Source organism: Salmonella sp. 2020_1395 (genome assembly GCF_043848115.1).
GTDB classification, from domain to species: Bacteria; Pseudomonadota; Gammaproteobacteria; order Enterobacterales; family Enterobacteriaceae; genus Salmonella; species Salmonella enterica.
Map to the genome: position 1 here is coordinate 32,314 of NZ_JBCMFH010000011.1, position 24,691 is coordinate 57,004.

Consider the following 24,691-nt stretch of genomic DNA (forward strand, 5'->3'; position numbering starts at 1 on the left):
GATACAATTTTATTATATTGTGTCAGCAATCACGTTTTCCGGCAGCGGCCCGCTCAGGAGATAAATCGTCCCTGTAGCCGGTAGCGCGACCCGGGGAAAAGTAAACGGGCGTGAGAAACAATCCGCGACGCGGACCAGGTCGTACGACGAATGAGCAGACAGGGCTCATGCTCTTTGATAGTTAACCACGCGCACTCTTGCGCCGTGGCGCGCACCGCCTCCACAATATGTTCCCCTTCCGTTAGCGGCGCGATCCGCGACAAATAAGCGTGCGGCGTGGTCTGACGGTAATCCTGCGTCAGGTAATCCACGGCAATATCCGCATTCACGCAGCGATCTTCAATTTGTACCGGCAGATCGTTTTCATAATGCACCATGATGGAATGGAAAATGACATCGCTCTCATTGACGTTGAGAGCGCTGGCCTGGATGGCGTTTGCCCGCACGCGCTCCAGCGTGAGCACCTCACAACGATGCTGATGACGGCGGGCGGCAATCTCCTCGGCGATACTGCGGACTTCAAACAGCGCGGACTGGCCTTTCGGTTCGGCGACAAACGTCCCCACGCCCTGTAAACGCACCAGCCACCCTTCATCCGTCAGCTCACGCAGCGCCCGGTTGATGGTCATTCGGCTAAAGCCATACTGGGCGACCAGTTCAGCTTCCGACGGAATGCGATCGTGCGGCTGCCAGACGCCGCCGGCTATTTTTTTACAGATGTCCTGTTTCACCGTTTCGTAAAAAGGCGCAGGCGCAGAACGGGAGCGGGATGAATACATGCGTGAAGCCTTCCTTATGCGGATAGTGTTTTCCGGATGACAGATTAACGCCACCAGTGCGCGATTTGCCAGCCAAGCCGCGCCGCCACGCGCGCCGCTGCGCCATCGTCATCAAAGCGTGGATTAAACTCAACCAGATCCGCCGCCTGTAATTTTCCGCTGCGGCAAACCGGCTCAATTAAACGCAGAACCTGTATCAGCGGCACGCCCAGCGCTGCGGGAGCGGAGACGGCCGGCATTTCCCAGACAGGCAATACGTCGAGATCGATAGTCAGATAAATTTTATCCACCTTGTCGATAAACTGCGCCATCTGCGCCAGCGCGTCATGGCAGTCCAGATCCTCCACCACGGTAACATTCCGCCACTGCGCTTCCCGCCACAACGCCTGCGTATTCGCCGCACGGCTCACGCCGAAACAGGCATAATGAAACGCGCGGCTCTGCGCGTCGCATAGCTGCGCCAGTTGACGAAACGGCGTCCCGGATGTTGCCCGGTCGGTCTGACGGAGATCCAGATGCGCATCAAGATTAATGATCCCTACGCTTTCCTGCGCAAACGCGTCCAGCACCCCCGCGCCGTGTCCAAACGCGGTTTCATGCCCGCCGCCCAGCACCAGCGTGCGCATCCCGGCCCGCAGACAGCGGCTTACCGCATCGCGCAAGGCCTGCTGCGCGCCTTCCAGATCGGGCGTCGGCGCAACCCAATTGCCTAAATCCACCAGCCGTTCATGTCCCTGGTGGCTGGCCATATTCGCCAGCGCTTTACGCAACGCGTCCGGGGCGCCTGCCGCGCCGGGACGGCCTGCATTGCGTTTTACCCCCTCGTCGCAGGCAAATCCCATTAACGCGATCTTTTGCTGCCAGTTTTCGGGGGAAAAGGTCTCGCTGCGCGTGACGGTCTGAAACAGACGCCGCGCATCCGGCGCTTCTATACTGTCATCGCGCCCCTGCCAGAGCGCCGGAGAAGCCGGATACCATTGCGTCATGAGATTTGTCCTCTGTATACCCGCTGATATAAAGGGTTACGCCCCGGCTCATACACAATCTCTACCGGCTGTTCAGCATCCCACACCACAAAATCCGCCCGGTAGCCGGCCCTGATCTGCCCATGCGTCGCCTGTCTTCCCAGCGCGCGAGCGGCATGGCGCGTAACGCCCGCCCATACCTCTTCCGGCGTCAGACCAAACTGTACGCAGGCCATATTCATCGCCAGATGCAAACTGCAAAACGGGCTGGTGCCGGGATTGAAATCGCTGGCGACGGCGACAGGCACCTGATAGCGGCGCAGCAGTTCTACCGGCGGGCGCTGCCTCTCGCGCAGAAAATAAAACGCGCCGGGCAATAATACGCCGACAGTACCGCCGTCACGCATCGCCGCGACGCCCGCTTCATCAAGATATTCGATATGATCCGCCGATAAACCCTGATAACGGCTCAACAACTGCGCGCCGCCCAACAGCGAAAGCTGCTCAACATGGCCTTTAACGGGAATACCTAACGCCTTCGCCGTCTGCAACACGCGCTCACTCTGCGCCACATTAAAACCGACGCTCTCGCAAAAGAGGTCTACCGCATCAAATAACCCTTTTTGCCAGAGCTGCGGAATCATCGTCTCGCAGACCAGAGTGATGTAGCCGTCCGGGTCGTCACGATACTCCGCTGGTGTAGCATGAGCGGCCAATAGCGTGGGGCTAATGTCGATAGCGTTTTCGGCGGCAAGTTTTGCAGCAACGCGCAACAGCTTTTCTTCTGTCGCCAGCTCCAGACCATAGCCGGATTTAATCTCCAGCAGCGTAACGCCTTCGCTGGCAAGGCGCATCATGCGTTCGCGCGCCAGCAGGTAGAGCGGCTCCTCCGCACAGGCGCGGGTTGCTGATACCGTCGCGTTAATGCCGCCGCCCTGAGCGCTAATATGCTGGTATGACGCGCCGTTAAGCCGCTGCTCCCACTCTGCGGCGCGGTTACCGGCAAACACCAGATGCGTGTGGCAATCGATAAGTCCCGGGGTTACCAGTCGTCCCTGCATATCATGGATATTGTCCCCACTGACAGGAAGCTGCGTCTCTGGCACGATATCGCAAATATGCCCTTCGCGTACAATCAGCGCCTGGTTATCCACCAGCCCGTACGGGGCTTGCCGCTGCGGGTCCATTGTCGCCAGCCTGATGTTTCGCCAGACAGTATCGCCCGGTAAAAGTTGCCGCATTCCTGTCGCTCTCTTGCCTGTCATGAGTTGTATAGACATTTATTTTCTTTCTGCTCCGGATTGTCAACTCAAAGCGCGAAAGTTGTTGCTTAATTGTGATAAAACTATCTGATGCGACAGGTGTTTCCAGCCTGAAAAGGAACTTTTTACCTTTTCGCCTTCCCGTTTCGTTCAACTTAGTATAAAAAAGCAGGCTTCAATGGATGTCATTTAACTTTTTCAAGCCCGGAGCAACCTGTGAATACATTATCGGTTTCCCGTCTGGCGCTGGCACTGGCTTTTGGCGTGACGCTGAGCGCCTGTAGCTCTACGCCACCCGATCAGATCCCTTCCGATCAAACCGCGCCTGGCACCGCCTCGCGCCCAATTCTGTCGGCAAATGAAGCGAAAAACTTCGTTGCGGCGCGCTATTTTGCCTCCCTGACGCCGAATACCGCCCCGTGGCCGCCGTCGCCGATTACCCTGCCCGCACAGCCTGACTTTGTGGTGGGGCCGGCAGGTACGCCAGGCGTTACGCACACCTCGATTCAGGCCGCGGTCGATGCGGCAATGGTTAAACGCACGAACAAACGCCAGTACATTGCTATTATGCCGGGCGACTATCAGGGGACCGTGTATGTTCCCGCCGCGCCGGGAAGTCTGACCCTGTACGGGACCGGTGAAAAACCGATCGATGTGAAAATTGGGATGGCGATTGATGGTGAAATGAGCGTCGCTGACTGGCGCCGCGCGGTGAATCCCGGCGGGAAATATATGCCTGGTAAACCCGCCTGGTATATGTTCGATAACTGCCAAAGCAAACACGCCGCAACGATCGGTGTAATGTGTTCTGCCGCGTTCTGGTCGCAGAATAACGGTCTGCAGCTACAAAATCTGACCATCGAGAACACGCTGGGCGACAGTGTCGATGCCGGAAACCATCCGGCGGTGGCGTTGCGTACCGATGGCGACAAAGTCCAGATTAACAAGGTCAATATCCTTGGCCGCCAGAACACCTTCTTTGTGACCAACAGCGGCGTGCAGAACCGTCTGCAAACCGATCGTCAGCCGCGTACGCTGGTGACGAACAGCTATATTGAAGGCGATGTGGATATGGTGTCCGGACGCGGCGCCGTGGTGTTCGATAACACCAACTTCCAGGTCGTCAACTCCCGCACACAGCAGGAAGCCTACGTCTTCGCCCCGGCGACGCTGTCCAATATTTACTATGGCTTTTTAGCGATCAACAGCCACTTTAACGCCTCCGGCGATGGCGTTGCGCAGCTTGGCCGCTCGCTGGATGTCGACGCCAACACCAACGGTCAGGTCGTGATCCGCGACAGCGTGATTAACGAGGGCTTCAACGTTGCCAAACCGTGGGCCGACGCGGTCATCTCGAAACGTCCGTTTGCCGGAAATACGGGAACCGTGGATGACAAAGACGAGGTGCAGCGTAATCTGAACGACACTAACTACAACCGCATGTGGGAATACAACAACCGCGGTGTAGGCAGTAAAGTGGTGGCGGAACCTAAGCAGTAATCGCCGTTCCGGTTCAGGCTTATAAACGGGCCGCCGCAGCAGATGTGGCGGCCCGTGGTTTTACTGCAAGCGATGTTTATCGAAATTAATCAGGCAGCCCGCCTTGATGAGCTCCAGCCCGCCGTCCTCCGGCACACAGCGCTTTAGTACGCGTTCACCACAACCCACATTGGCCCCTGGCCGACGGCATAACGGCCTTTTTCCGTCAGCAACCCCTGAGTGCCCGTAATTTCATAGACCGCGATATGATGTGATTTTTGACCCGCAGCAATCAGGTATTTTCCGCTATTGTCGATATTAAAGCCGCGCGGTTGGGCTTCCGTCGGCTGGAAGCCTTCAACACTCAGTACGCTGCCGTCTTCGGAGACACTAAAGACGGTAATCAGACTGGCGGTGCGGTCACAGGCATACAGATGCCGTCCATCCGGCGTAATATGAATATCCGCCGCCCAACGGGTATCGGAAAAATCGGCGGGCATCATATCCAGGGTTTGTACGCACTCTATCTCACCATGCGGATTTTTAAGCTGCCAGACATCCACCGAACTGTTCAGTTCATTGACGCAATAGGCATATTGTCGATTCGGGTGGAAGACCATATGACGCGGGCCTGCCCCTTCAACTGTATTCACTTCCGCCGGCTCCTGGGCCACCAGATGGCCGTCATCGCTTAGCGTAAACAGACAAATGCGATCCTGTTTTAGCGCAGGCACCCACAGGGTACGGTTATCAGGCGTAATATTTGCCGAGTGGCAGCCGTCCAGCCCTTCCACCACATCCACCAGCTCAACCGGCAGACCATCCTGTAAGCGCGTCACGCTGACATTACCGGCGTTATACGATCCGACAAAGACAAAACGACCATGATGATCGGTAGAAATATGGGTCGGGCTACCCGGCAGGGCGGATTCGGCGGCAAACGTCAGCGCGCCATCATCCGGCGCAATACGATACGCCAGGACACGAAACTCCGGGCGCACGCCGACATAGAGGTAGCGTTTATCCGGACTGACCACCATCGGCTGAACCTGACCGGGCACATCCACGACCTGCACCAGCGTCAGCGTCCCTTCGTGGTTCAGGCTCCAGACGTGAATTTGCTGACTCTCAGGGCTGGCGGTATAGACTGTTTGTTTCATGAATACTCCTTTGCATATGGCATGTAGCTGCAATAACAGGACACAGCTTAACGTAGTCGCTTTTGACGGCGAATGCTGAATTCAGACGCAGAATTTTGTCTGCTTACCGTCCCGGTGTACCATGCCGACAGACGGAATTATTACTCTTAATCTGGAAAAAATTATGACTGCACGCGTGATTGCCCTCGATTTAGACGGAACATTATTAACCCCGCATAAAACCTTACTCCCCTCCTCGCTTGAAGCGCTATCACGCGCCAAAGAGGCGGGCTTTCAACTTATCATTGTCACTGGTCGCCATCACGTTGCTATTCATCCTTTTTATCAGGCGCTGGCGCTGGAAACACCTGCTATTTGCTGCAACGGCACCTATTTGTATGATTATCAAGCTAAAACTGTCCTGGATGCCGATCCTATGCCCGTGGATAAGGCGTTGCAGTTGATTGATTTACTGGATGAGCATCAGATTCACGGCCTGATGTATGTTGATGACGCTATGCTTTACGAACACCCAACCGGTCACGTCGTGCGTACCTCCCGGTGGGCGCAGACCTTGCCGCCGGAGCAACGTCCGACCTTTACACAGGTCTCTTCGTTGGCGCAGGCGGCGCGCGACGTGAATGCCGTGTGGAAGTTTGCGCTTACCGATGAAGATATTCCCAGGCTACAGCGGTTCGGTCAGCATGTTGAACAGGCGCTTGGCCTGGAGTGCGAATGGTCATGGCACGATCAGGTGGATATCGCGCGCAAAGGCAACAGTAAAGGCAAGCGCCTTACCCAGTGGATAGAAGCGCAGGGAGGGTCAATGAAAAATGTGATCGCTTTCGGCGATAACTACAACGACATCAGTATGCTGGAGGCGGCAGGCACCGGCGTTGCGATGGGCAACGCCGATGAGGCGGTGAAAGCGCGCGCTGACGTTGTGATCGGCGATAACACTACCGATAGCATCGCCAAATTTATTTACACCCACCTGCTATAGTCAGGCGGTGATAGAAACGCTTTTCACCTGCGCGTAAAGCCACAGGCCAGGCTTGATATTCAGCTCATCCCTGGCCCACGGGCTTATTCGCGCCCACAGCGTTCTGCCGCCTATCTCAAGCTGGACTTCCACCTGTCCGTTATCGTCATAACAATTCGCCACTTTTGCCCGCAATACGTTGCGGATACTGGTCTGCTGCGGCGGCTGTAGTACCAGCGAGACATCCGACGCCTGTATACGAATACGCAGTGTGGATTGCAGCGGCTGATTGAGTTTATTTACCCACAGGTGCTGGTCGCCAAGCGCCAGGGCGGTCATGGCATAATGCGGGTGATGCTCCAGCACGCTGACTTTCAGAATACTGCTCTGTTGCTCTTTCGGCAGCCACGGGTGCATAACGCTGCTTCCCCAGACTTCTTCCAGCGGGCCAAACGCTTTAACCTGTCCATCCTCCAGCACCATGACTTTATCCGCCAGGTGGAGAATTTCATCGAGAGAATGGCTGACATACAGCATGGGAATATTGATTTCTCGCGCCAGCCGTTGCAGGTACGGCAGTAATTCGCGTTTACGCGGGATATCCAGCGAGGCCAACGGTTCGTCCAACAGCAGCAACTCCGGGGCGGTGAGCAATGCCCGGCCTATCGCTACGCGCTGTTTTTCTCCGCCGGACAGGCCCCCCGGCAGGCGATCAAGCAACGCTTCAATTCCCAGCAGCGACACCAGCTTATCAAACTGACCGGTCATGCTTTTCGCCATGCCGTAGCGCAAATTGCCGCGTACTTTGTAATGGGGGAACAGGCGCGCATCCTGGAAAACATAACCGATGCGGCGCTTTTCCGGCGTTAAACAGATACCGTTTTCCGCGTCATGCAACACCCGGCCATTCAGCGCGATGCGTCCTTTTTGCGGGCGAGTCAAACCGCTGATGGCATTAATCAGCGAGGTTTTTCCCGCGCCGGAGACGCCAAAGATAGCCGTGATCCCACTGGCTGGCAGCGTTTCGTTGAGGGTTAAACAGTGCGTTCCCAGCGTCTGGGAAAAATTAAGCTCCAGCATGGTTAGCGCCCCGTCCGTTCACGGCTAATCCGCGCCAGCCATTCAGAAATCAACAGCGAAATCAGCGCTAATACAATCGAAATCACGCACAGCCTCGCCGCCGCGCTCTCCCCGCCAGGCGTCTGAATCAAAGTATACATGGCGGAAGGTATGGTGCGGGTTTCGCCCGGAATATTGGAAACAAAGGTAATGGTCGCGCCAAATTCGCCAAGCGAACGGGCAAACGCCAGCACCGTACCGACAATAATGCCCGGCAGGGTAAGCGGTAAGGTGATAGTCAGAAAAACGCGCCAGCGCCCGGCGCCCAGCGTTCTGGCGGCCTGTTCAAGCTTGATATCCACCCCCTCCAGCGCCAGCCGAATGGCCCGCACCATCAGCGGGAAGGACATCACCGCCGCCGCCAGCACGGCGCCGCGCCAGCTAAAGGCAAACGTGAGACCGAACCAGTCATACAGCCACTGGCCAATAAACCCGCGTCGCCCCATCGACACCAGCAGCAGATAGCCGACCACCACCGGCGGCAGCACCAGCGGCAGATGCAGGACGCTATCAAGTAAGGCTTTGCCCGGAAACCGGCATCGCACCAGTAACCAGGCAAAAAAGATCCCAAACGGCAGGCTAAACAGCACGGCCAGGGAAGACACTTTCAGGCTAAGAAGGACAGCCTGCCATTCTGGATCGGTCAGTATCATTACTTCGTCGTAAATCCATAACGTTTAAAGATTGCCGAGGCCTGCGGTCCTTTCAGGTAATCATAGAACGCGCTGACGGTCGCATTTTTATGCCCCTCCACGATAGCGATGGGGTATTCCACTTTTTTATGTGAATCTTCCGGGAACGTCGCCACCACGTTAACCCCCTTGCTGGCGACCGCATCAGAACCGTATACAATGCCCAAAGGCGCTTCGTTACGTTCGACCAGCGCCAACGCGCCGCGCACATCCTCGCCCGGCGCCAGTTTCGGTTCAAGCGTTTGCCATGCGCCCAACTTTTGCAGCGCTTCTTTGGCATAAATTCCCGCCGGTACGTGTTGCGGATCGCCCACCGCCAGACGCCCGCCGTTCAGCAGACGAATCCAGTCCGTTTTGTTATCGATGGTAAACGGTTTCTGCTCGCTGGCTTTCGGCGCCACCACCACCAGGCTATTGCCAAGCAATGTTTCGCGCGTCGTGGTATCCACCGCTTTTTTATCGGCTGCGTAATCCATCCATTTCTGGTCAGCAGAGATGAACAGATCCGCCGGCGCGCCCGCTTCTATCTGGCGCGCCAGCGTTGAAGAGGAGGCGAATGAGGAAACCACATCCACATTTTTCTCTTTTTTATATTCTGCCGCAATGTCTTGCATCGCGTTCGTTAGCGACGCGGCGGCGAATACGGTGATCTTGCCTTCATCCGCCAGCGCATGACCAGCGATGATGAAAGATAATGTCGCCCCTGCGACCAGGCGTAACCAGGAATGCGCCATCTGTAACTCCTTGTGCGTTTCGTTATGTAAACGATAATATAACGATAATCTCAGGGGTTTCCCAGCGGTTATTCATACCCATTAACGATTAAACACAGAAAATATCGGCAGGAAAAGCAGGATCTTGAGTAACAAAAACGCCCGACTGAGCGGGCGTTTGGGGAAATCAGCGGTTCTGTCTGGACTGGTCTTTCTGACCGATACCGGAAAAAATGTTGAACACCTCACCCAGACCGTAAATCAGACCGAGGATGATGGCCATCACTACCGGTACCATGATGACGGCGAATACCAGACTTTTTAATAACTCTAACATGGGCAACTCCAGATATAGTCCTTTTTGTATTTTAACCGCATCACACAGAAAAGCACTCCCCTTTTGTGCGGTCGGCTTTGCGCTGACGCGCTTTTCAGTCACAATAGTCTTTTTACCAGGAGCTGGTTATGCAGGCCGAAATCCTTCTTACCCTGAAACTTCAGCAAAAGCTTTTTGCCGATCCCCGACGTATCTCTCTGCTGAAACACATTGCGCTTTCCGGCTCGATTAGTCAGGGCGCGAAAGACGCGGGAATCAGCTATAAGAGCGCCTGGGATGCGATAAACGACATGAACCAGCTTAGCGAACATATGCTGGTTGAACGCGCAACGGGCGGCAAAGGCGGCGGCGGCGCGGTATTAACCCGCTATGGCCAGCGTCTGATCCAGCTTTACGATTTGCTGGGCCAAATTCAGCAAAAAGCGTTCGATGTGTTAAGCGACGATGACGCCCTGCCGCTTGACAGTCTGCTGGCCGCTATCTCCCGCTTTTCACTGCAAACCAGCGCCCGAAATCAGTGGTTCGGCACCATTACCGCCCGCGATCGCGATCAGGTGCAACAGCATGTCGATGTGCTGCTGGCCGACGGCAAAACGCGGCTCAAAGTCGCGCTGACGGCGCAAAGCGGCGAGCGTCTCGGCCTGGAGGAAGGTAAAGAAGTGCTGATCCTGCTAAAAGCGCCATGGGTTGGCATTACCCGGGATGCAGCCGTTGCACGCGCCGCTGACAATCAGTTGTCGGGAACGATCAGCCATATCGAGCGCGGCGCGGAACAGTGTGAAGTGTTGATGGCGCTGCCGGACGGCCAGACGCTGTGCGCCACGATACCGACTGCGGATGCCGCCACGTTAAAGGAAGGCGATGACGTGATTGCCTGGTTTAATGCGGACAGAGTGATTATTGCAACGTTGTGCTAAGCACATTGACATCCGTTGCCGAAAGACGTATCCCTGTCATTCATCGCTGCAAAAAATGGGATGCAAAATGTCATCGTTGCAAATTTCGCAAGGCACGTTTCGTCTGAGCGATACAAAAACACTTCATCTGGATTCGCTGACGCTCAATGCGGGCGATAGCTGGGCATTCGTTGGGGCTAACGGGAGCGGGAAGTCGGCGCTCGCCCGCGCGCTGGCGGGTGAACTGCCGTTATTAACTGGCGAGCGCCAGTGTCAGTTTACCCGCATTACTCGTCTGTCCTTTGAACAATTGCAAAAGCTGGTCAGCGATGAGTGGCAACGTAATAACACCGATATGCTCAGTCCTGGCGAAGACGATACCGGGCGCACTACCGCGGAAATTATTCAGGATGAAGTTCACCATCCTGCCCGCTGTGCGATGCTGGCGCAGCAGTTCGGCATTTCCGCTTTACTCGACAGGCGTTTTAAATACCTTTCTACCGGCGAGACGCGAAAAGCGCTGCTGTGTCAGGCGCTGATGTCTGAGCCGGAGTTATTGATCCTTGATGAACCGTTCGACGGACTTGACGTGACCGCCCGTCAACAACTGGCGCAACGCCTGACGGCGTTGAACCAGGCGGGTATGACCCTGGCGCTGGTACTCAACCGTTTTGATGAGATCCCGGACTTCGTGCAGTTTGCCGGCGTGCTTGCCGACTGTACGCTGGCGGAGACCGGAACGACGGCAGAGTTACTGCAACGGGCGTTGGTCGCTCAACTCGCGCACAGCGAGCGTCTGACCGACGTACAATTACCCGAACCGGACGAACCTTCCGCCCGCCATGCGTTACCCGATGGCGAACCACGGATCGTACTTAACGATGGCGTAGTCTCGTATAACGATCGCCCTATCCTCCACCACCTAAGCTGGCGAGTCAATCCGGGCGAACACTGGCAGATCGTCGGTCCTAACGGAGCGGGTAAGTCTACGTTGCTTAGCCTTATTACTGGCGATCATCCGCAAGGCTACAGCAACGATCTTACGCTGTTCGGGCGGCGGCGAGGAAGCGGCGAAACAATCTGGGATATCAAAAAACATATCGGCTACGTCAGCAGCAGTTTACATCTGGATTACCGCGTCAGTACCACGGTACGCAATGTCATTCTCTCCGGCTATTTCGATTCTATCGGCATTTACCAGGCCGTTTCAGACAGGCAACGAAAACTGGCGCAACAGTGGCTGGATATTCTGGGAATCGATAAGCGTACGGCGGATGCCCCCTTCCACAGTCTCTCCTGGGGACAGCAGCGGCTGGCGCTAATCGTGCGCGCGCTGGTTAAACATCCGACAGTGTTGATTCTGGATGAGCCGCTGCAAGGGTTGGACCCGCTGAACCGCCAACTGGTACGCCGTTTTGTGGATGTATTAATTCGCCAGGGAGAGACTCAACTGCTGTTCGTTTCCCATCATGCAGAGGATGCGCCTGCCTGTATTACCCACCGGCTGGAATTTGTACCAGAGGGCGAACGTTATAAGTACGTTTCCGGACGATGCAATAATTAAATGTATTATCAGAATGGCGCCGCGCGCCATTCTGGAACCACTCTCCTTTTATTAAGAATAATAATAACGGTCGATAAGCTTACTATCTCTTGAATCGCTGACCGCCTCATTGTCATAATAATCCTGAAATTTTCGACAATGATGTCGTATGTGAATATAAGGGATTCATTATGGCTTTTCGTTTTCCACAAATAATACTATTTTTACTGGCAGCTATTTTATTTTGCCCCAGCAGTTATGCTGAGCAAAAGCCGACCGCTGCGCAGGAAGCGCGTAAAACCGCCGTTGAGGTCGCTGTTGAAGGCATGAGCCGCGCCGCCGTTGCGGGTCCGACAAAGATTAGTTTAGGTGACAAAGCCACGCTTAATCTACCGGAAGGATTTACCTGGATACCCGCAAAAGAAGCGGCGGTATTTATGCGTGAAATTGGTAACTATGTTGACGATGAATATTTTTACGGTCTCGTATTTAAAAAGGAAATGAATGGATTTATTTCTATCGAATATGATGATTCTGGTTATGTAAAAGATGATGATGCAAAAAATTGGGATGCCGATGAATTAATGGATAACCTGCGCAAAGGCACAAAAGAAGCGAATAAAGATCGTATTGCAAAAGGCATTGAGCCGATAGAAATTATTGGCTGGATCGAGAAGCCTACCTACGATGCAACCAATCATCGTCTGATCTGGTCCGCCGCCATCCATGATATCGGCACCAACGAACCACTGAATGAACAAGGCGTGAACTACAACACCTATCTGCTGGGACGTGAAGGCTATTTTTCTTTAAATCTGGTGACCGACAGAGGTTCTGTTGACCACGAAATCCCTCTGGCGAAAAGAATTCTCAGTTCCGTCAAGTTCAACGCTGGACAACGCTACGCTGACTTCAACGAATCAACGGACAAAATAGCGGAGTATGGGCTCGCCGCGCTGATTGGCGGTATCGCGGCCAAGAAAGTAGGACTGCTTGCTATGCTCGGTATCGCGTTACTTAAATTCTGGAAAGTGACCGCCATCGGCGTCGTCGCTGTCGGGGCGCTCGCCAGGAAGCTACTCTCGCGTAAAAAAGACTGACAGCTCCTGCCCGTCCGTTTCATTCCCAGGCGCGTAACGCGCCTTTTTTCGGATAAAAAGCAGAAGCATTCTCAAGCCAGATGATTTGTAATCATTTAATTGATATAAATGCGTAAAATCACCAGCGTGTAAACGATTCCACTAATTTATTACATGTCACACTTTTCGCATCTTTGTTATGCTATGGTTATTCCATACCATAGGCTTAACGGAGCGAATTATGAGAGTATTGGTTACAGGTGGTAGCGGTTACATTGGAAGTCATACCTGCGTACAATTGCTGCAAAATGGTCATGACGTCGTCATCCTCGATAACCTCTGCAACAGCAAGCGCAGCGTGCTGCCCGTTATTGAACGTCTGGGCGGTAAGCACCCGACCTTTGTCGAAGGCGATATTCGCAACGAAGCGCTTATAACCGAAATTCTGCACGATCACGCGATTGATACCGTGATTCACTTTGCCGGCCTGAAAGCCGTCGGCGAATCGGTCGCCAGGCCGCTGGAGTACTATGACAACAATGTCAACGGTACGCTGCGGTTGGTCAGCGCCATGCGTGCGGCCAACGTTAAAAACCTTATTTTTAGCTCCTCCGCCACCGTTTATGGCGATCAGCCCAAAATTCCTTACGTCGAAAGTTTTCCTACCGGCACGCCGCAAAGCCCCTACGGCAAAAGTAAATTGATGGTAGAACAGATCCTCACCGATCTGCAAAAAGCCCAGCCGGAGTGGAGTATTGTGCTGCTGCGTTATTTCAACCCGGTCGGCGCGCACCCGTCGGGCGACATGGGAGAAGATCCGCAAGGTATTCCGAATAACCTGATGCCCTATATCGCCCAGGTCGCCGTGGGTCGTCGCGAATCGCTCGCCGTTTTCGGCAACGATTACCCGACCGAGGATGGCACCGGCGTACGCGATTACATTCACGTTATGGACTTAGCCGACGGGCACGTCGTGGCGATGGAAAAACTGGCGGACAAATCCGGCGTACATATTTATAACCTCGGCGCGGGTGTCGGCAGTAGCGTCCTGGATGTAGTCAACGCCTTTAGTAAAGCCTGCGGTAAACCCATTAATTACCACTTCGCGCCGCGTCGCGACGGCGATCTCCCGGCGTATTGGGCGGATGCCAGCAAAGCCGATCGCGAGCTGAACTGGCGCGTCACCCGCACGCTTGACGAAATGGCGCAGGACACCTGGCACTGGCAGTCACGCCATCCGCAGGGATACCCAGATTAAGGACGTTGTTATGACCCCATTTAATCCCATCGATCATCCGCATCGCCGTTATAACCCGCTTACCGGCCAGTGGGTTCTGGTTTCGCCGCATCGTGCAAAACGCCCCTGGCAGGGGGCGCAGGAAACGCCGTCTCAGCAAATGCTGCCGGCCCACGATCCGGACTGCTTCCTGTGTGCGGGCAATACGCGTGTCACCGGCGATAAAAATCCCGATTACAAAGGGACTTACGTCTTTACTAACGATTTCGCGGCGCTGATGGCCGACACGCCGGATGCGCCGGACAGCCACGATCCGCTGATGCGCTGTCAGAGCGCGCGCGGCACCAGCCGCGTGATCTGCTTTTCTCCCGATCACAGTAAAACGCTGCCGGAGTTGAGCCTGCCCGCGCTGACGGAAATCGTCAGAACCTGGCAGACGCAGACCGCCGAGTTAGGCAAAACCTATCCGTGGGTGCAGGTCTTTGAAAATAAAGGCGCGGCGATGGGCTGTTCGAACCCGCATCCGCATGGACAGGTCTGGGCCAACAGCTTCCTGCCGAATGAGGCCGAACGCGAAGATCGTTTACAAAAAGCCTATTTCGCCGAACAGCGTTCGCCAATGCTGGTGGATTATGTCCAGCGAGAACTGGCGGACGGCAGCCGCACCGTGGTCGAAACCGAACACTGGCTGGCGGTGGTGCCTTACTGGGCGGCGTGGCCGTTCGAAACGCTACTGTTACCCAAAACGCATGTCCTGCGCATTACCGATTTAAGCGACGAGCAGCGCGACTCTCTGGCGCTGGCGTTGAAAAAGCTGACCAGTCGTTATGACAACCTGTTCCAGTGTTCCTTCCCTTACTCAATGGGCTGGCACGGCGCGCCGTTTAACGGTGAAGAAAACGCACACTGGCAGTTGCACGCGCACTTTTATCCGCCGCTGCTGCGCTCTGCGACCGTCCGTAAATTTATGGTCGGCTATGAAATGCTGGCGGAAACCCAGCGTGATTTAACCGCAGAACAAGCGGCTGAACGCCTGCGCGCGGTCAGCGACATCCATTTTCGCGAATCCGGAGTATAAAAATGAATCTGAAAGAGAAAACGCGCGCGCTGTTTGCTGAAATTTTCGGCTACCCTGCCACCCACACGATTCAGGCGCCAGGCCGCGTCAATCTAATCGGCGAGCACACTGATTACAATGATGGTTTTGTTCTGCCCTGCGCTATCGATTACCAGACCGTAATTAGCTGTGCGCCGCGCGACGATCGTACCGTACGGGTGATTGCCGCCGATTACGACAATCAGTTGGACGAATTTTCACTGGATGCGCCGATCGTGACCCACGATAGCCAGCAGTGGTCTAACTATGTGCGCGGCGTAGTGAAACACCTGCAACAGCGTAACAACGCGTTTGGCGGCGTGGATATGGTCATCAGCGGCAATGTGCCGCAGGGCGCCGGGTTAAGCTCCTCCGCCTCGCTGGAAGTGGCGGTGGGCACCGTCTTCCAGCAGCTTTATCACCTGCCGCTGGACGGCGCGCAAATTGCGCTCAACGGACAAGAGGCCGAGAACCAGTTTGTCGGCTGTAACTGCGGCATTATGGATCAGCTCATCTCTGCGCTCGGCAAAAAAGATCATGCGTTGCTGATTGATTGCCGTACGCTCGGCGCCAAAGCGGTTTCCATGCCGAAAGGTGTCGCCGTGGTGATCATCAATAGTAACTTTAAGCGCACGCTGGTGGGCAGCGAGTATAATACCCGCCGTGAACAGTGCGAAACCGGCGCCCGTTTCTTCCAGCAGCCGGCCCTGCGCGATGTCAGCCTTGAGGCGTTCAATGCCGTTGCCAGCGAACTGGACCCGGTAGTCGCAAAACGCGTTCGCCATGTATTGAGCGAAAATGCGCGCACCGTTGAAGCGGCAAGCGCGCTGGAGAAAGGTGATTTGCAACGTATGGGCCAACTGATGGCGGAGTCCCATGCCTCAATGCGCGATGATTTCGAAATTACCGTCCCGCAGATAGACACGCTGGTAGACATCGTCAAAGCGACCATCGGCGATCAAGGCGGCGTGCGCATGACCGGCGGCGGCTTCGGCGGCTGTGTTGTCGCACTGATCCCGGAAGATCTGGTTCCCGCTGTTCAGCAGGCCGTTGCGCAACAGTACGAAGCGAAAACCGGAATCAAAGAAACCTTTTATGTATGCAAACCGTCACAAGGAGCAGGACAGTGCTAAATGAAACGCCCGCACTGGCCCCCGATGGTCAACCGTACCGCCTGCTAACCCTGCGCAATAGCGCAGGGATGGTGGTAACGCTGATGGACTGGGGAGCCACTCTTCTTTCCGCCCGTATTCCGCTGCCTGACGGCAGCGTTCGGGAAGCATTGCTGGGCTGCGCCAGCCCGGAACACTACCCTGAACAGACGTCATTCCTCGGCGCCTCTATTGGCCGTTACGCGAACCGTATCGCCAATAGCCGTTATACGTTTGCCGGCGAAACCGTACAGTTAAGCCCAAGCCAGGGCGAGAACCAGCTACACGGCGGACCGGAAGGCTTTGACAAGCGCCGCTGGCAAATTGTGAACCAGAACGATCGCCAGGTATTATTCGCGCTCACCTCTGATGACGGCGACCAGGGCTTTCCTGGCCATCTTTGCGCCACGGCGCAATATCGTCTGACCGATGACAATAGAATCTCCATCACCTACCGGGCGACGGTCGATAAACCCTGTCCGGTGAATTTGACCAACCACGTCTATTTTAATCTGGACGGCGATCGGACCGACGTGCGCCAGCATAAGCTGCAAATTCTGGCGGATGAGTATCTGCCGGTAGATGAATCCGGTATTCCACGCCAGGGGCTAAAATCGGTAGCCAATACCTCGTTTGACTTCCGGATGCCAAAAGTCATTGCCAGTGAATTTCTCGCCGATGACGATCAGCGCAAGGTTAAAGGCTACGATCATGCTTTCCTGCTACAGACGCAGGGTGATGGCAAAAAGCCGGCGGCCCGTCTGTGGTCACAGGATGGAAAGCTACAAATGATGGTTTACACCACCGCCCCGGCGCTACAGTTTTATTCCGGCAATTATCTGGCGGGTACACCTTCCCGCGGGCCGGAACCTTATGCCGACTGGCAAGGGCTGGCGCTGGAAAGCGAACTGCTGCCGGACAGCCCGAATCATCCTGAATGGCCGCAGCCTGACAGTATCCTTCGCCCTGGCGAGGAGTACGCCAGCCTGACCGAGTATCAGTTTATTCCGTTCTAACGATATGCCGCTACATGCCCGATGACGCAAGCTTATCGGGCCTACGCGCCATTGCCCTGCTCAAACCTCCACCACTTAAAGACAAAATCGCAACTCTGAGTTCACAAGAACCTTACACTGCGCCACTATTTTCGCTATGGTTATGCGTAAGCATTGCCGCCAACACCTCGCGGCAATATAATGAGAATTATTATCATTACATATGATTTATAGGAGTGAGAGTATGGCTGTAACTAAGCTGGTTCTGGTACGTCACGGTGAAAGTCAATGGAACAAAGAGAACCGTTTCACCGGCTGGTATGATGTTGACCTGTCTGAAAAAGGCGTAAGCGAAGCAAAAGCAGCGGGTAAACTGCTAAAAGAAGAAGGTTTCAGCTTTGATTTTGCCTACACTTCCGTACTGAAACGCGCTATCCATACGCTGTGGAACGTACTGGATGAACTGGATCAGGCGTGGCTGCCGGTGGAAAAATCCTGGAAACTCAATGAACGTCACTATGGCGCGTTGCAGGGGCTGAATAAAGCGGAAACGGCAGAAAAATATGGTGACGAGCAGGTTAAACAGTGGCGCCGCGGTTTTGCCGTGACGCCGCCGGAACTGACCAAAGATGATGAGCGTTATCCGGGTCACGATCCACGTTATGCCAAACTGAGCGAGAAAGAACTGCCGTTGACCGAAAGTCTGGCGCTGACCATCGACCGCGTTATTCCTTACTGGAACGACACCATCCTGCCGCGTATGAAGAGCGGTGAGCGCGTGATCATCGCCGCTCACGGTAACTCATTGCGTGCGCTGGTGAAATACCTGGATAACATGAGTGAAGATGAGATTCTTGAGTTAAACATCCCGACCGGCGTGCCGCTGGTGTATGAGTTCGACGAAAACTTCAAGCCGCTCAAACATTACTATCTGGGCAACGCTGACGAAATCGCCGCGAAAGCGGCTGCCGTGGCGAATCAGGGTAAAGCGAAGTAATCACCTTTGCCGGATAGCGGTATAACTGCCTTATCCGGCCTACGAGCAATGGGTAGGCCGGATAAGCGCAGCGCCATCAGGCAACAGCGATCACGCCGTCCAGCACCACCTGCAATTTCCCCTGCGAACAGCGCTCCACGCGTCCTCGTACCCGGTACACTTCAGCCAGACGCTCCGCAGTAATCACCGTCTCCGGCGCGCCGCTGGCGACCAGCCTGCCGTCTTTTAGCATCAGGACATGGTCACCATGACGCAGTGCAACATTAATGTCATGCGCCACGACTATCGTTACCCTATTTTGCGCCTGGGTATCCCGACGCACGAGATCCATTACGTGAAACTGATAGTTTAAATCCAGCGCGCTGAGCGGCTCATCCAGCAACAGAAGTTCAGGGCGACGAATCAGCGATTGCGCCAGACCCACTAACTGCCGCTGACCGCCGGAAAGCTGGTCGAGATACTGCAACGCCAGATGCGTTATGCCCAATTGCTCAAGGATAGCCAGTATCTGCGCTCTGCCCTGCGCATTGTCTCTGCCGCCTGATGCCCGCAGTACCACGATAATCGACTCCAGTACATGCAGATGTACGCCCTGCGGTAATGACTGCGGCAAAAACACAACTTTCTGCGCCCGCTCGGCAAACGATAACGACATGAGATCTTCGCCATCAAGCAGCGCCTCGCCGTCGGCGTTATTCAGCCCGGCCAGCGAACGTAGTAACGTCGATTTACCACAGCCGTTCGGCCCCAGCAAAATGGTAATTTTCCCGCGCGGCAGTAAGGGAACGTTGAGATCTGCAATAACCGGCTGAGTGGAATAGCCGGCGCTAAATGAGCGGAGCATTAACCCGCGCATCAGAGACTCCCCCGATGTCGCAATACAATGCTTAAAAAGAACGGAACCCCGACCAGCGAGGTGACAATCCCCACCGGCACCATGACGCCCGGAATACTATTTTTCGCCGCAATAGAGGCCAGCGATAACACCAGCCCGCCTATCAGCACGCTGCCCGGAAGGTAGAAACGGTGATCTTCCCCCAAAAGTATTCGCGCAATGTGCGGCGCAACGAGACCAATAAAACCAATCGGCCCGACGAAAGCTACCGCCAGCGCTGATAACAAGCTGATACGCAACAATGACAGCAGGCGTAAACGGCGGACATGAACCCCAAAGCTCATCGCCCTCTCTTCGCCCAGACGTAATGCCGTGAGTTGCCAGGCGCTTCGTAACGCGCAAAAAAGCACAGCAATAAACACCACGGCCAGTACGCCCAATTTTTCCCACGACGCACGGACCAGGCTCCCCATCGTCCAGAATACCAGCCCCTGCAGCGTATCTTCATCAGCCACAAACTGCATAATGGCGACCAACGCGTTAAAGGTGAATACCAGCGCAATACCGAACAACACCACTCCGGATGCGGCGACGCCTGTCCAACGGGTAATACCGTCCAGGAGTAACGCGGATAAAAGCGCAAAGATGAACGCATTGGCCGGGATAAACCAGGCGGCAGGAATACCGGGAATACCGATCCCCAACACAATCGCCAGCGCAGCGCCAAAAGCCGCCGCGGACGATACGCCGAGGGTAAACGGCGTCGCCAGCGGATTATTTAAAATGGTTTGCATTTCGGCGCCCGCTAACCCTAACGCCATGCCTACCAGCAGCGCCATCAGGGCATAGGGTAAACGAATATCCCAGACAATAACGTGTATGCCCGCATTCACCTTTTCCGGTTGAAAAAGCGCCTGCCATAGCGCACTGAGCGGTAAACCCGAAGACCCACAGGTTACATCCACCATCAGTGAAGCCATCATCGCCAACGCAATAGCTAACATGAGCACAGCCCGTTTGCGTATGATCTGGCGATAGCGCGGAATGACGGGCGTGGAAGCGAGAGCGGGGGCTAAAAGTGATTTGTCCTGACAGGTCATGGCTCGGGCTACGTTATTAATCAGAGGAGAATTATAGCGCCGAATTATTTCGTTATATATTTATTTATATTTCGATTGATGACACGGTGGCCTATCTCACCGGTTTCCAATAAACATCCTCCGGCATAGCCCTGTCTCTTGATCAGATCTCCTGATCAAGACACAGGGCCTGGCTGGGGGGTTTCCATAGACAAAAAAAGCGTGGAGCCATCCACGCTTGAGGCTGCTGACAACGTGTAACCAGGTGGCAATGTTCCAACCACGGACCTACAAAAAGTACGTAATCTGTTGATATTCTCGTTTCGTAAGTCAGGCAAAGCGCTAGCTGCCTCTCGCAGAAATACCAACACAACAGATAATTGTCAGCAGTCCTCATTTTTCAGTCAGCAAATATCGGTCCGGCAGGGAATTTCGCCAGAAACCCGGTGACGGCCAGCAGCGACCACAGCCCGGGCCACTCAATCTGGCGCTCTCGCAGTTCATCATCCAGCGTCATAAGCGCAAACTCACCTTTATCGCCCAGCACGCCGCCCTGCCAGAGCAGCCGCTGCGCCTGCTGCCGCGCCCAGGGGGAATCGCTCTTCCAGGCCAGCAGGTGCAGCAGAGCCTGCTGCAGGCAGACACCGTGAGAATGTTGATCCCGCAACAGCCGCCGGTAAACCGGCAGCGATATGCTGCGCACGGTATAAAAACCGCTGCGGGTTTCGCTGTCAACATCTGCCATGCCAGCACAGAACTGACTGGCCAGGTCACATAAACGATTGTGCGTCAGCGGCTGGCGCAGGGCATCCAGACGACCTGCTGCGGCACACAGCAGCCCGCTCCTTTGCCGTTCTTGTGGCAGCGAATCAGGCAAAACCGCTACCGTTTCAGCCGCCCCGGCCTGCGCATGCTGTATGCCCGCGTCATAACAACGGACAAAGAAATCATGGCTGCCACGGACGATTGACGGGTGCGCCAGCAGATTCAGCGCCGGGTGCAGTTGTTCAAGCTCGTCCAGTGACGCCAGCGTATAATTGACAACCACATCTTTTGTCGACGCCCGGCCTTCCGGACGAAATGCTATGGTTTCATTCATCAAAGTCTCCTTATGGGACATTCCCGGAGGCGATGCTGCGCATCTGTCCGGGCTACAGATCCATGCAATCCGGTAGCCCGGACAGACGCAACGCGCCGCCTCCGGGAAACGAACAGATTTACATCGCCAGCACGTACTTGAGCATCACGCCGGCGGCTATCGCCGAGCCAATCACCCCCGCCACGTTCGGCCCCATCGCGTGCATCAGCAGGAAGTTCTGCGCGTCTGATTCCAGCCCCACTTTGTTCGATACGCGGGCTGCCATCGGCACCGCCGACACCCCCGCCGAACCGATAAGCGGGTTGATTTTGTTCTTACTGCACAGGTTCATCAGCTTCGCCATCAGCACCCCGGCCGCCGTCCCGATACCAAAGGCAATCACCCCCAGTAGCAGAATGCCCAGCGTCTGCGGCTGCAGGAACTTGTCCGCCACCAGCTTCGCGCCCACCGACAGCCCGAGGAAGATGGTCACGATGTTAATCAGCCCGTTCTGCACCGTGTCGCTCAGACGCTCCACCACGCCGCTTTCACGCATCAGATTGCCAAAGCAGAACATCCCCAGCAGCGGTGCGGCGTCCGGCAGCAGCAGCGCCACCAGCATGAGCAACACCACCGGGAAGAGGATTTTTTCCCGCTTACTCACCGTGCGCAGCTGCACCATGCGGATTTTCCGCTCCGTCTCCGTGGTCAGCGCTTTCATAATCGGCGGCTGGATTAACGGCACCAGCGCCATATACGAGTACGCCGCCACCGCGATGGCCCCCAGCAGCTCCGGCGCCAGCTTGCCCGACAGATAAATCGCCGTCGGGCCGTCCGCGCCGCCGATAATGCCGATGGCCGCCGCCTGCGGCAGGGTGAAGGCAATCAGGCCGAAGTAGTTCAGCGTCAGCGCCCCCAGCACCGTGGCGAAGATGCCGAACTGCGCCGCCGCCCCCAGCAGCAGGGTGCGCGGATTCGCCAGCAGCGGGCCAAAGTCGGTCATCGCGCCCACGCCCATGAAGATGACCAGCGGCGCGACACCGGAGCCAATCGCCACTTTATAGAACAGCGCCAGCACCCCCGGCGTGTAGCCCATGTCCACCGCCAGGTTCTCCATCTGGCTCTGCACCGACGGCAGCGCCAGCGCTAATGCCTCTTTAATGGCGTGCACGTCCGGCGCGCAGTTAAGCTTCGCGGCAATCACCGCCAGCTGCCCGGCGTCGTGATGCGCCAGCAGGCTTTCCAGCGCGGTCAGCGCCATGCCCGCTTCCGGGATGTTGGAGAGCAGCCCGCCGAAGCCAATCGGCAGCAGCAGCAGCGGCTCGAACTTCTTCGCAATCGCCAGCCACAGCAGCAGCAGGCTGACCAGCAGCATGATGGCCTGGCCTGCGCCAAGGTGCATCAGCCCCATGCCCTGAAGCAGGGCGTTCAGACTTTCCATTTCAGTTCTCCGTTACGCCAGCGTCATCAGGGTGTCGCCCACGGAGACGGCGTCCCCGGACTTCACCGCGATACCGCGGACGGTGCCGGCCTGCGCGGCGCGGATTTCGGTTTCCATCTTCATGGCTTCCAGAATCAGCAGCACGTCGCCTTCGGCCACGCTCTGGCCCTCGGTGGCAATCACCTTCCAGATGTTGCCCGCCAGCGGCGCGGTGACCGGTGTGCCTGCGCCTGCCGGGGCGGCAGCCTGAACCAGTGCGGAAGACGGGGTGGCAGCAGTGAGCTGGCTGATATCGCCGCCGTCGCTGACCTTCACCACAAAGGCTTTGCCTTCCACTTCCACGGTGTAGATACCGGAAGCGGCAGGCTTCTCTGCTTTTGCCACCGGCTGCGCGGCTTCCGCCTGCGGCAGTAGCTCAAACGCCGCCGGGTTGTGGCGGTTTTCGAGGAATTTGAGGCCGATTTGCGGGAACAGCGCCACGGTGAGCACGTCGTCGATGGCGTTTCCCGCCAGAGTGATGCCCTTCTCCTGCGCCTGGCGCCTGACGTCCGCTTCCAGTTCAGCCAGTTCCGGTTTGAGTAAATCCGCCGGGCGGCAGGTCACCGGAGCGCCCCCTTCCAGCACGCGGGCCTGTAGCGCGGCGTTGACCGGCACCGGAGTGTGGCCGTATTCGCCCTTCAGTATCCCGGCGGTTTCCTTCGCGATGGTTTTGTAGCGTTCGCCGGTCAGCACGTTGAGCACCGCCTGGGTGCCGACAATCTGCGAGGTCGGGGTCACCAGCGGGATAAAGCCGAGGTCCTCGCGCACGCGGGGGATTTCCGCCAGCACCTGGTCGAGTTTGTCCGCCGCGTTCTGCTGCTTCAGCTGGCTTTCCAGGTTGGTGAGCATTCCGCCCGGCACCTGGGCCACCAGAATACGGCTGTCGTAGCCCTTCAGCTGGCCTTCAAAGGCGTGATACTTTTTGCGCACCTCGCGGAAGTACGCGGCGATATTTTCCAGCTTCAGGATATCCAGCCCGGTGTCGTGCTCAGTACCTGCCAACGTCGCCACCAGCGCTTCGGTGGCCGGGTGGCCGTAGGTGGCGCTCATGGAGGAAATCGCCGTGTCCACGCCGTCGACGCCCGCCTCGATAGCCTTCAGCAGGGCCATCTCCGCCATCCCGGTGGTGGCATGACAGTGCAGGTGCAGGCGCACCTCAAAACGTTTTTTGATTTCGCTGACCAGCTCATACGCCGCCATCGGTGTGAGAATGCCGGACATATCCTTGATGGCGATGGAATCGACGCCGGTTTCCAGCAGTTGCTCCGTTAAATCCAGCCAGGTCTGCAGCGTGTGCGCCGGGCTGGTGGTGTAACTCAGGGTCCCCTGGGCATGTGCCCCGTGGCTGCGCACCGCCTGCAGGGCCGCCTTCATATTGCGCGGGTCGTTCATGGCGTCGAAGACGCGGAACACATCCATGCCGTTTTTGACGGCGCGTTCGACAAAGCGGGCGACCACGTCATCGGCGTAGTGGCGGTAGCCGAGCAGGTTCTGGCCGCGCAGCAGCATCTGCAGCGGGGTCTTCGGCATGGCCTTTTTCAGCTCGCGCAGGCGGACCCACGGGTCTTCGCCGAGAAAGCGGATGCAGGCGTCAAAGGTGGCGCCGCCCCAGCACTCCAGCGACCCGTAGCCCACGTCGTCGAGCTGAGCGGCAATCGGCAGCATGTCGTCAAGGCGCAGGCGGGTGGCGAAAAGGGACTGGTGGGCGTCGCGCAGGACGACGTCGGTAATGGCAATGGTCATGGATTCCTCCGTAAA

The 24,691-nt window shown here is 56.2% G+C and carries 23 protein-coding genes and 1 pseudogene; 10 read left to right on the top strand and 14 right to left on the bottom strand.

The genetic code is table 11. The annotated features are described in order from the left end of the window. Positions 1-53: 53 nt before the first annotated feature. From ACH0WD_RS17250 to hutI, 3 genes are read right to left on the bottom strand one after another with little or no spacing between them, the layout of a single operon-like run. Positions 54-779, bottom strand: coding sequence for a histidine utilization repressor (locus ACH0WD_RS17250; protein WP_000287413.1), 726 nt, complete (start codon positions 777-779; stop codon positions 54-56). 44 nt (positions 780-823) lie between these two features. Beyond that, complete coding sequence (gene hutG, locus ACH0WD_RS17255; protein WP_000195681.1) at positions 824-1,765, bottom strand: formimidoylglutamase; 942 nt, start codon at positions 1,763-1,765, stop codon at positions 824-826. After that, the gene (gene hutI / locus ACH0WD_RS17260; RefSeq protein ID WP_001249477.1) at positions 1,762-2,985 is read right to left on the bottom strand and encodes an imidazolonepropionase; all 1,224 of its coding nucleotides are present in this window, start codon (positions 2,983-2,985) and stop codon (positions 1,762-1,764) included. Before hutI ends, hutG begins: the two co-directional genes overlap by 4 nt. A 237-nt stretch (positions 2,986-3,222) precedes the next feature. Between hutI and ACH0WD_RS17265 the strand changes: the two genes are divergently transcribed. Continuing rightward, the gene (locus ACH0WD_RS17265) at positions 3,223-4,506 is read left to right on the top strand and encodes a putative acyl-CoA thioester hydrolase (protein WP_001094765.1); all 1,284 of its coding nucleotides are present in this window, start codon (positions 3,223-3,225) and stop codon (positions 4,504-4,506) included. A 143-nt stretch (positions 4,507-4,649) separates the two neighbouring features. On the opposite strand, the gene pgl is transcribed toward ACH0WD_RS17265, so the two are convergent. After that, complete coding sequence (gene pgl, locus ACH0WD_RS17270) at positions 4,650-5,645, bottom strand: 6-phosphogluconolactonase (protein WP_000815468.1); 996 nt, start codon at positions 5,643-5,645, stop codon at positions 4,650-4,652. Positions 5,646-5,808: 163 nt separating this feature from the next. Between pgl and ACH0WD_RS17275 the strand changes: the two genes are divergently transcribed. After that, positions 5,809-6,627: a pyridoxal phosphatase gene (locus ACH0WD_RS17275; protein WP_000127031.1), complete on the top strand. Its 819-nt coding sequence runs from the start codon at positions 5,809-5,811 to the stop codon at positions 6,625-6,627. Here the strand turns inward: ACH0WD_RS17275 and modC are convergent, their stop codons facing one another. The 4 genes from modC to ACH0WD_RS17295 all read right to left on the bottom strand — a co-directional run bounded on the left by modC (position 6,628) and on the right by ACH0WD_RS17295 (position 9,467). Next, positions 6,628-7,686: a molybdenum ABC transporter ATP-binding protein ModC gene (gene modC, locus ACH0WD_RS17280; RefSeq protein WP_000891708.1), complete on the bottom strand. Its 1,059-nt coding sequence runs from the start codon at positions 7,684-7,686 to the stop codon at positions 6,628-6,630. It lies immediately after the preceding gene. A 2-nt stretch (positions 7,687-7,688) separates the two neighbouring features. Further along, the gene (gene modB, locus ACH0WD_RS17285; RefSeq protein WP_000604026.1) at positions 7,689-8,378 is read right to left on the bottom strand and encodes a molybdate ABC transporter permease subunit; all 690 of its coding nucleotides are present in this window, start codon (positions 8,376-8,378) and stop codon (positions 7,689-7,691) included. Next, positions 8,378-9,151, bottom strand: a complete 774-nt coding sequence (modA, locus tag ACH0WD_RS17290) for a molybdate ABC transporter substrate-binding protein (protein WP_000951407.1) — start codon at positions 9,149-9,151, stop codon at positions 8,378-8,380. The genes modB and modA overlap by 1 nt, the downstream gene beginning before the upstream one ends. 166 nt (positions 9,152-9,317) lie before the next feature. Then, the gene (locus tag ACH0WD_RS17295) at positions 9,318-9,467 is read right to left on the bottom strand and encodes an AcrZ family multidrug efflux pump-associated protein (protein WP_000891513.1); all 150 of its coding nucleotides are present in this window, start codon (positions 9,465-9,467) and stop codon (positions 9,318-9,320) included. A gap of 128 nt (positions 9,468-9,595) precedes the next feature. Between ACH0WD_RS17295 and modE the strand changes: the two genes are divergently transcribed. The 8 genes from modE (at position 9,596) to gpmA (ending at position 18,461) form a co-directional block, all read left to right on the top strand. Further along, positions 9,596-10,384 (top strand): molybdenum-dependent transcriptional regulator, encoded by a 789-nt coding sequence (gene modE, locus ACH0WD_RS17300; protein WP_001147416.1) that lies wholly within the window; start codon positions 9,596-9,598, stop codon positions 10,382-10,384. Positions 10,385-10,451: 67 nt separating this feature from the next. Next, positions 10,452-11,927, top strand: a complete 1,476-nt coding sequence (gene modF / locus ACH0WD_RS17305) for a molybdate ABC transporter ATP-binding protein ModF (protein WP_000096925.1) — start codon at positions 10,452-10,454, stop codon at positions 11,925-11,927. A 170-nt stretch (positions 11,928-12,097) separates the two neighbouring features. After that, a complete protein-coding gene (locus tag ACH0WD_RS17310; RefSeq protein WP_000885512.1) occupies positions 12,098-13,006 on the top strand; it encodes a DUF2167 domain-containing protein in 909 nt (302 codons plus the stop codon). A 220-nt stretch (positions 13,007-13,226) separates the two neighbouring features. Further along, the gene (gene galE, locus ACH0WD_RS17315; protein ID WP_001265467.1) at positions 13,227-14,243 is read left to right on the top strand and encodes a UDP-glucose 4-epimerase GalE; all 1,017 of its coding nucleotides are present in this window, start codon (positions 13,227-13,229) and stop codon (positions 14,241-14,243) included. Between the two features lie 10 nt (positions 14,244-14,253). Further along, entirely contained in the window at positions 14,254-15,300 is a 1,047-nt protein-coding gene (galT, locus tag ACH0WD_RS17320) for a galactose-1-phosphate uridylyltransferase (RefSeq protein ID WP_000187473.1), read from the top strand. A 2-nt stretch (positions 15,301-15,302) separates the two neighbouring features. Further along, a complete protein-coding gene (gene galK / locus ACH0WD_RS17325; protein ID WP_001049357.1) occupies positions 15,303-16,451 on the top strand; it encodes a galactokinase in 1,149 nt (382 codons plus the stop codon). Continuing rightward, positions 16,445-17,485, top strand: a complete 1,041-nt coding sequence (gene galM / locus ACH0WD_RS17330; RefSeq protein ID WP_000931421.1) for a galactose-1-epimerase — start codon at positions 16,445-16,447, stop codon at positions 17,483-17,485. The genes galK and galM overlap by 7 nt, the downstream gene beginning before the upstream one ends. A 223-nt stretch (positions 17,486-17,708) precedes the next feature. Beyond that, positions 17,709-18,461, top strand: coding sequence for a 2,3-diphosphoglycerate-dependent phosphoglycerate mutase (gene gpmA / locus ACH0WD_RS17335; protein WP_000301556.1), 753 nt, complete (start codon positions 17,709-17,711; stop codon positions 18,459-18,461). Between the two features lie 5 nt (positions 18,462-18,466). Here the strand turns inward: gpmA and ACH0WD_RS17340 are convergent. The 6 genes and pseudogenes from ACH0WD_RS17340 to oadA all read right to left on the bottom strand — a co-directional run. Beyond that, positions 18,467-18,548 (bottom strand): annotated as a pseudogene (locus ACH0WD_RS17340) (hypothetical protein); the annotation flags it as partial. Beyond that, entirely contained in the window at positions 18,538-19,317 is a 780-nt protein-coding gene (locus ACH0WD_RS17345; protein WP_001214711.1) for an ABC transporter ATP-binding protein, read from the bottom strand. The pseudogene ACH0WD_RS17340 and the gene ACH0WD_RS17345, both read right to left, overlap by 11 nt. After that, complete coding sequence (locus ACH0WD_RS17350) at positions 19,317-20,396, bottom strand: iron ABC transporter permease (RefSeq protein ID WP_000128329.1); 1,080 nt, start codon at positions 20,394-20,396, stop codon at positions 19,317-19,319. The genes ACH0WD_RS17345 and ACH0WD_RS17350 overlap by 1 nt, the downstream gene beginning before the upstream one ends. A gap of 379 nt (positions 20,397-20,775) precedes the next feature. Further along, positions 20,776-21,474 (bottom strand): triphosphoribosyl-dephospho-CoA synthase, encoded by a 699-nt coding sequence (locus ACH0WD_RS17355; RefSeq protein WP_001005991.1) that lies wholly within the window; start codon positions 21,472-21,474, stop codon positions 20,776-20,778. 118 nt (positions 21,475-21,592) lie between these two features. Continuing rightward, the gene (locus tag ACH0WD_RS17360; protein WP_000444859.1) at positions 21,593-22,894 is read right to left on the bottom strand and encodes an oxalacetate decarboxylase subunit beta; all 1,302 of its coding nucleotides are present in this window, start codon (positions 22,892-22,894) and stop codon (positions 21,593-21,595) included. Between the two features lie 12 nt (positions 22,895-22,906). Further along, entirely contained in the window at positions 22,907-24,676 is a 1,770-nt protein-coding gene (oadA, locus tag ACH0WD_RS17365) for a sodium-extruding oxaloacetate decarboxylase subunit alpha (protein ID WP_000150469.1), read from the bottom strand. Positions 24,677-24,691 lie beyond the last annotated feature (15 nt).

What these genes read in the sequence shown, in the direction of transcription:
- ACH0WD_RS17355 (WP_001005991.1), bottom strand. Translation starts at nt 21,474, where the DNA reads ATGAATGAAACCATAGCATTTCGTCCGGAAGGCCGGGCGTCGACAAAA.
- ACH0WD_RS17295 (WP_000891513.1), bottom strand. Translation starts at nt 9,467, where the DNA reads ATGTTAGAGTTATTAAAAAGTCTGGTATTCGCCGTCATCATGGTACCG.
- ACH0WD_RS17360 (WP_000444859.1), bottom strand. Translation starts at nt 22,894, where the DNA reads ATGGAAAGTCTGAACGCCCTGCTTCAGGGCATGGGGCTGATGCACCTT.
- ACH0WD_RS17310 (WP_000885512.1), top strand. Translation starts at nt 12,098, where the DNA reads ATGGCTTTTCGTTTTCCACAAATAATACTATTTTTACTGGCAGCTATT.
- ACH0WD_RS17345 (WP_001214711.1), bottom strand. Translation starts at nt 19,317, where the DNA reads ATGCGCGGGTTAATGCTCCGCTCATTTAGCGCCGGCTATTCCACTCAG.
- galT (WP_000187473.1), top strand. Translation starts at nt 14,254, where the DNA reads ATGACCCCATTTAATCCCATCGATCATCCGCATCGCCGTTATAACCCG.
- modC (WP_000891708.1), bottom strand. Translation starts at nt 7,686, where the DNA reads ATGCTGGAGCTTAATTTTTCCCAGACGCTGGGAACGCACTGTTTAACC.
- hutG (WP_000195681.1), bottom strand. Translation starts at nt 1,765, where the DNA reads ATGACGCAATGGTATCCGGCTTCTCCGGCGCTCTGGCAGGGGCGCGAT.
- galE (WP_001265467.1), top strand. Translation starts at nt 13,227, where the DNA reads ATGAGAGTATTGGTTACAGGTGGTAGCGGTTACATTGGAAGTCATACC.
- modF (WP_000096925.1), top strand. Translation starts at nt 10,452, where the DNA reads ATGTCATCGTTGCAAATTTCGCAAGGCACGTTTCGTCTGAGCGATACA.
- hutI (WP_001249477.1), bottom strand. Translation starts at nt 2,985, where the DNA reads ATGCGGCAACTTTTACCGGGCGATACTGTCTGGCGAAACATCAGGCTG.
- galK (WP_001049357.1), top strand. Translation starts at nt 15,303, where the DNA reads ATGAATCTGAAAGAGAAAACGCGCGCGCTGTTTGCTGAAATTTTCGGC.
- oadA (WP_000150469.1), bottom strand. Translation starts at nt 24,676, where the DNA reads ATGACCATTGCCATTACCGACGTCGTCCTGCGCGACGCCCACCAGTCC.
- gpmA (WP_000301556.1), top strand. Translation starts at nt 17,709, where the DNA reads ATGGCTGTAACTAAGCTGGTTCTGGTACGTCACGGTGAAAGTCAATGG.
- modA (WP_000951407.1), bottom strand. Translation starts at nt 9,151, where the DNA reads ATGGCGCATTCCTGGTTACGCCTGGTCGCAGGGGCGACATTATCTTTC.
- pgl (WP_000815468.1), bottom strand. Translation starts at nt 5,645, where the DNA reads ATGAAACAAACAGTCTATACCGCCAGCCCTGAGAGTCAGCAAATTCAC.
- modE (WP_001147416.1), top strand. Translation starts at nt 9,596, where the DNA reads ATGCAGGCCGAAATCCTTCTTACCCTGAAACTTCAGCAAAAGCTTTTT.
- ACH0WD_RS17350 (WP_000128329.1), bottom strand. Translation starts at nt 20,396, where the DNA reads ATGACCTGTCAGGACAAATCACTTTTAGCCCCCGCTCTCGCTTCCACG.
- ACH0WD_RS17275 (WP_000127031.1), top strand. Translation starts at nt 5,809, where the DNA reads ATGACTGCACGCGTGATTGCCCTCGATTTAGACGGAACATTATTAACC.
- modB (WP_000604026.1), bottom strand. Translation starts at nt 8,378, where the DNA reads ATGATACTGACCGATCCAGAATGGCAGGCTGTCCTTCTTAGCCTGAAA.
- ACH0WD_RS17250 (WP_000287413.1), bottom strand. Translation starts at nt 779, where the DNA reads ATGTATTCATCCCGCTCCCGTTCTGCGCCTGCGCCTTTTTACGAAACG.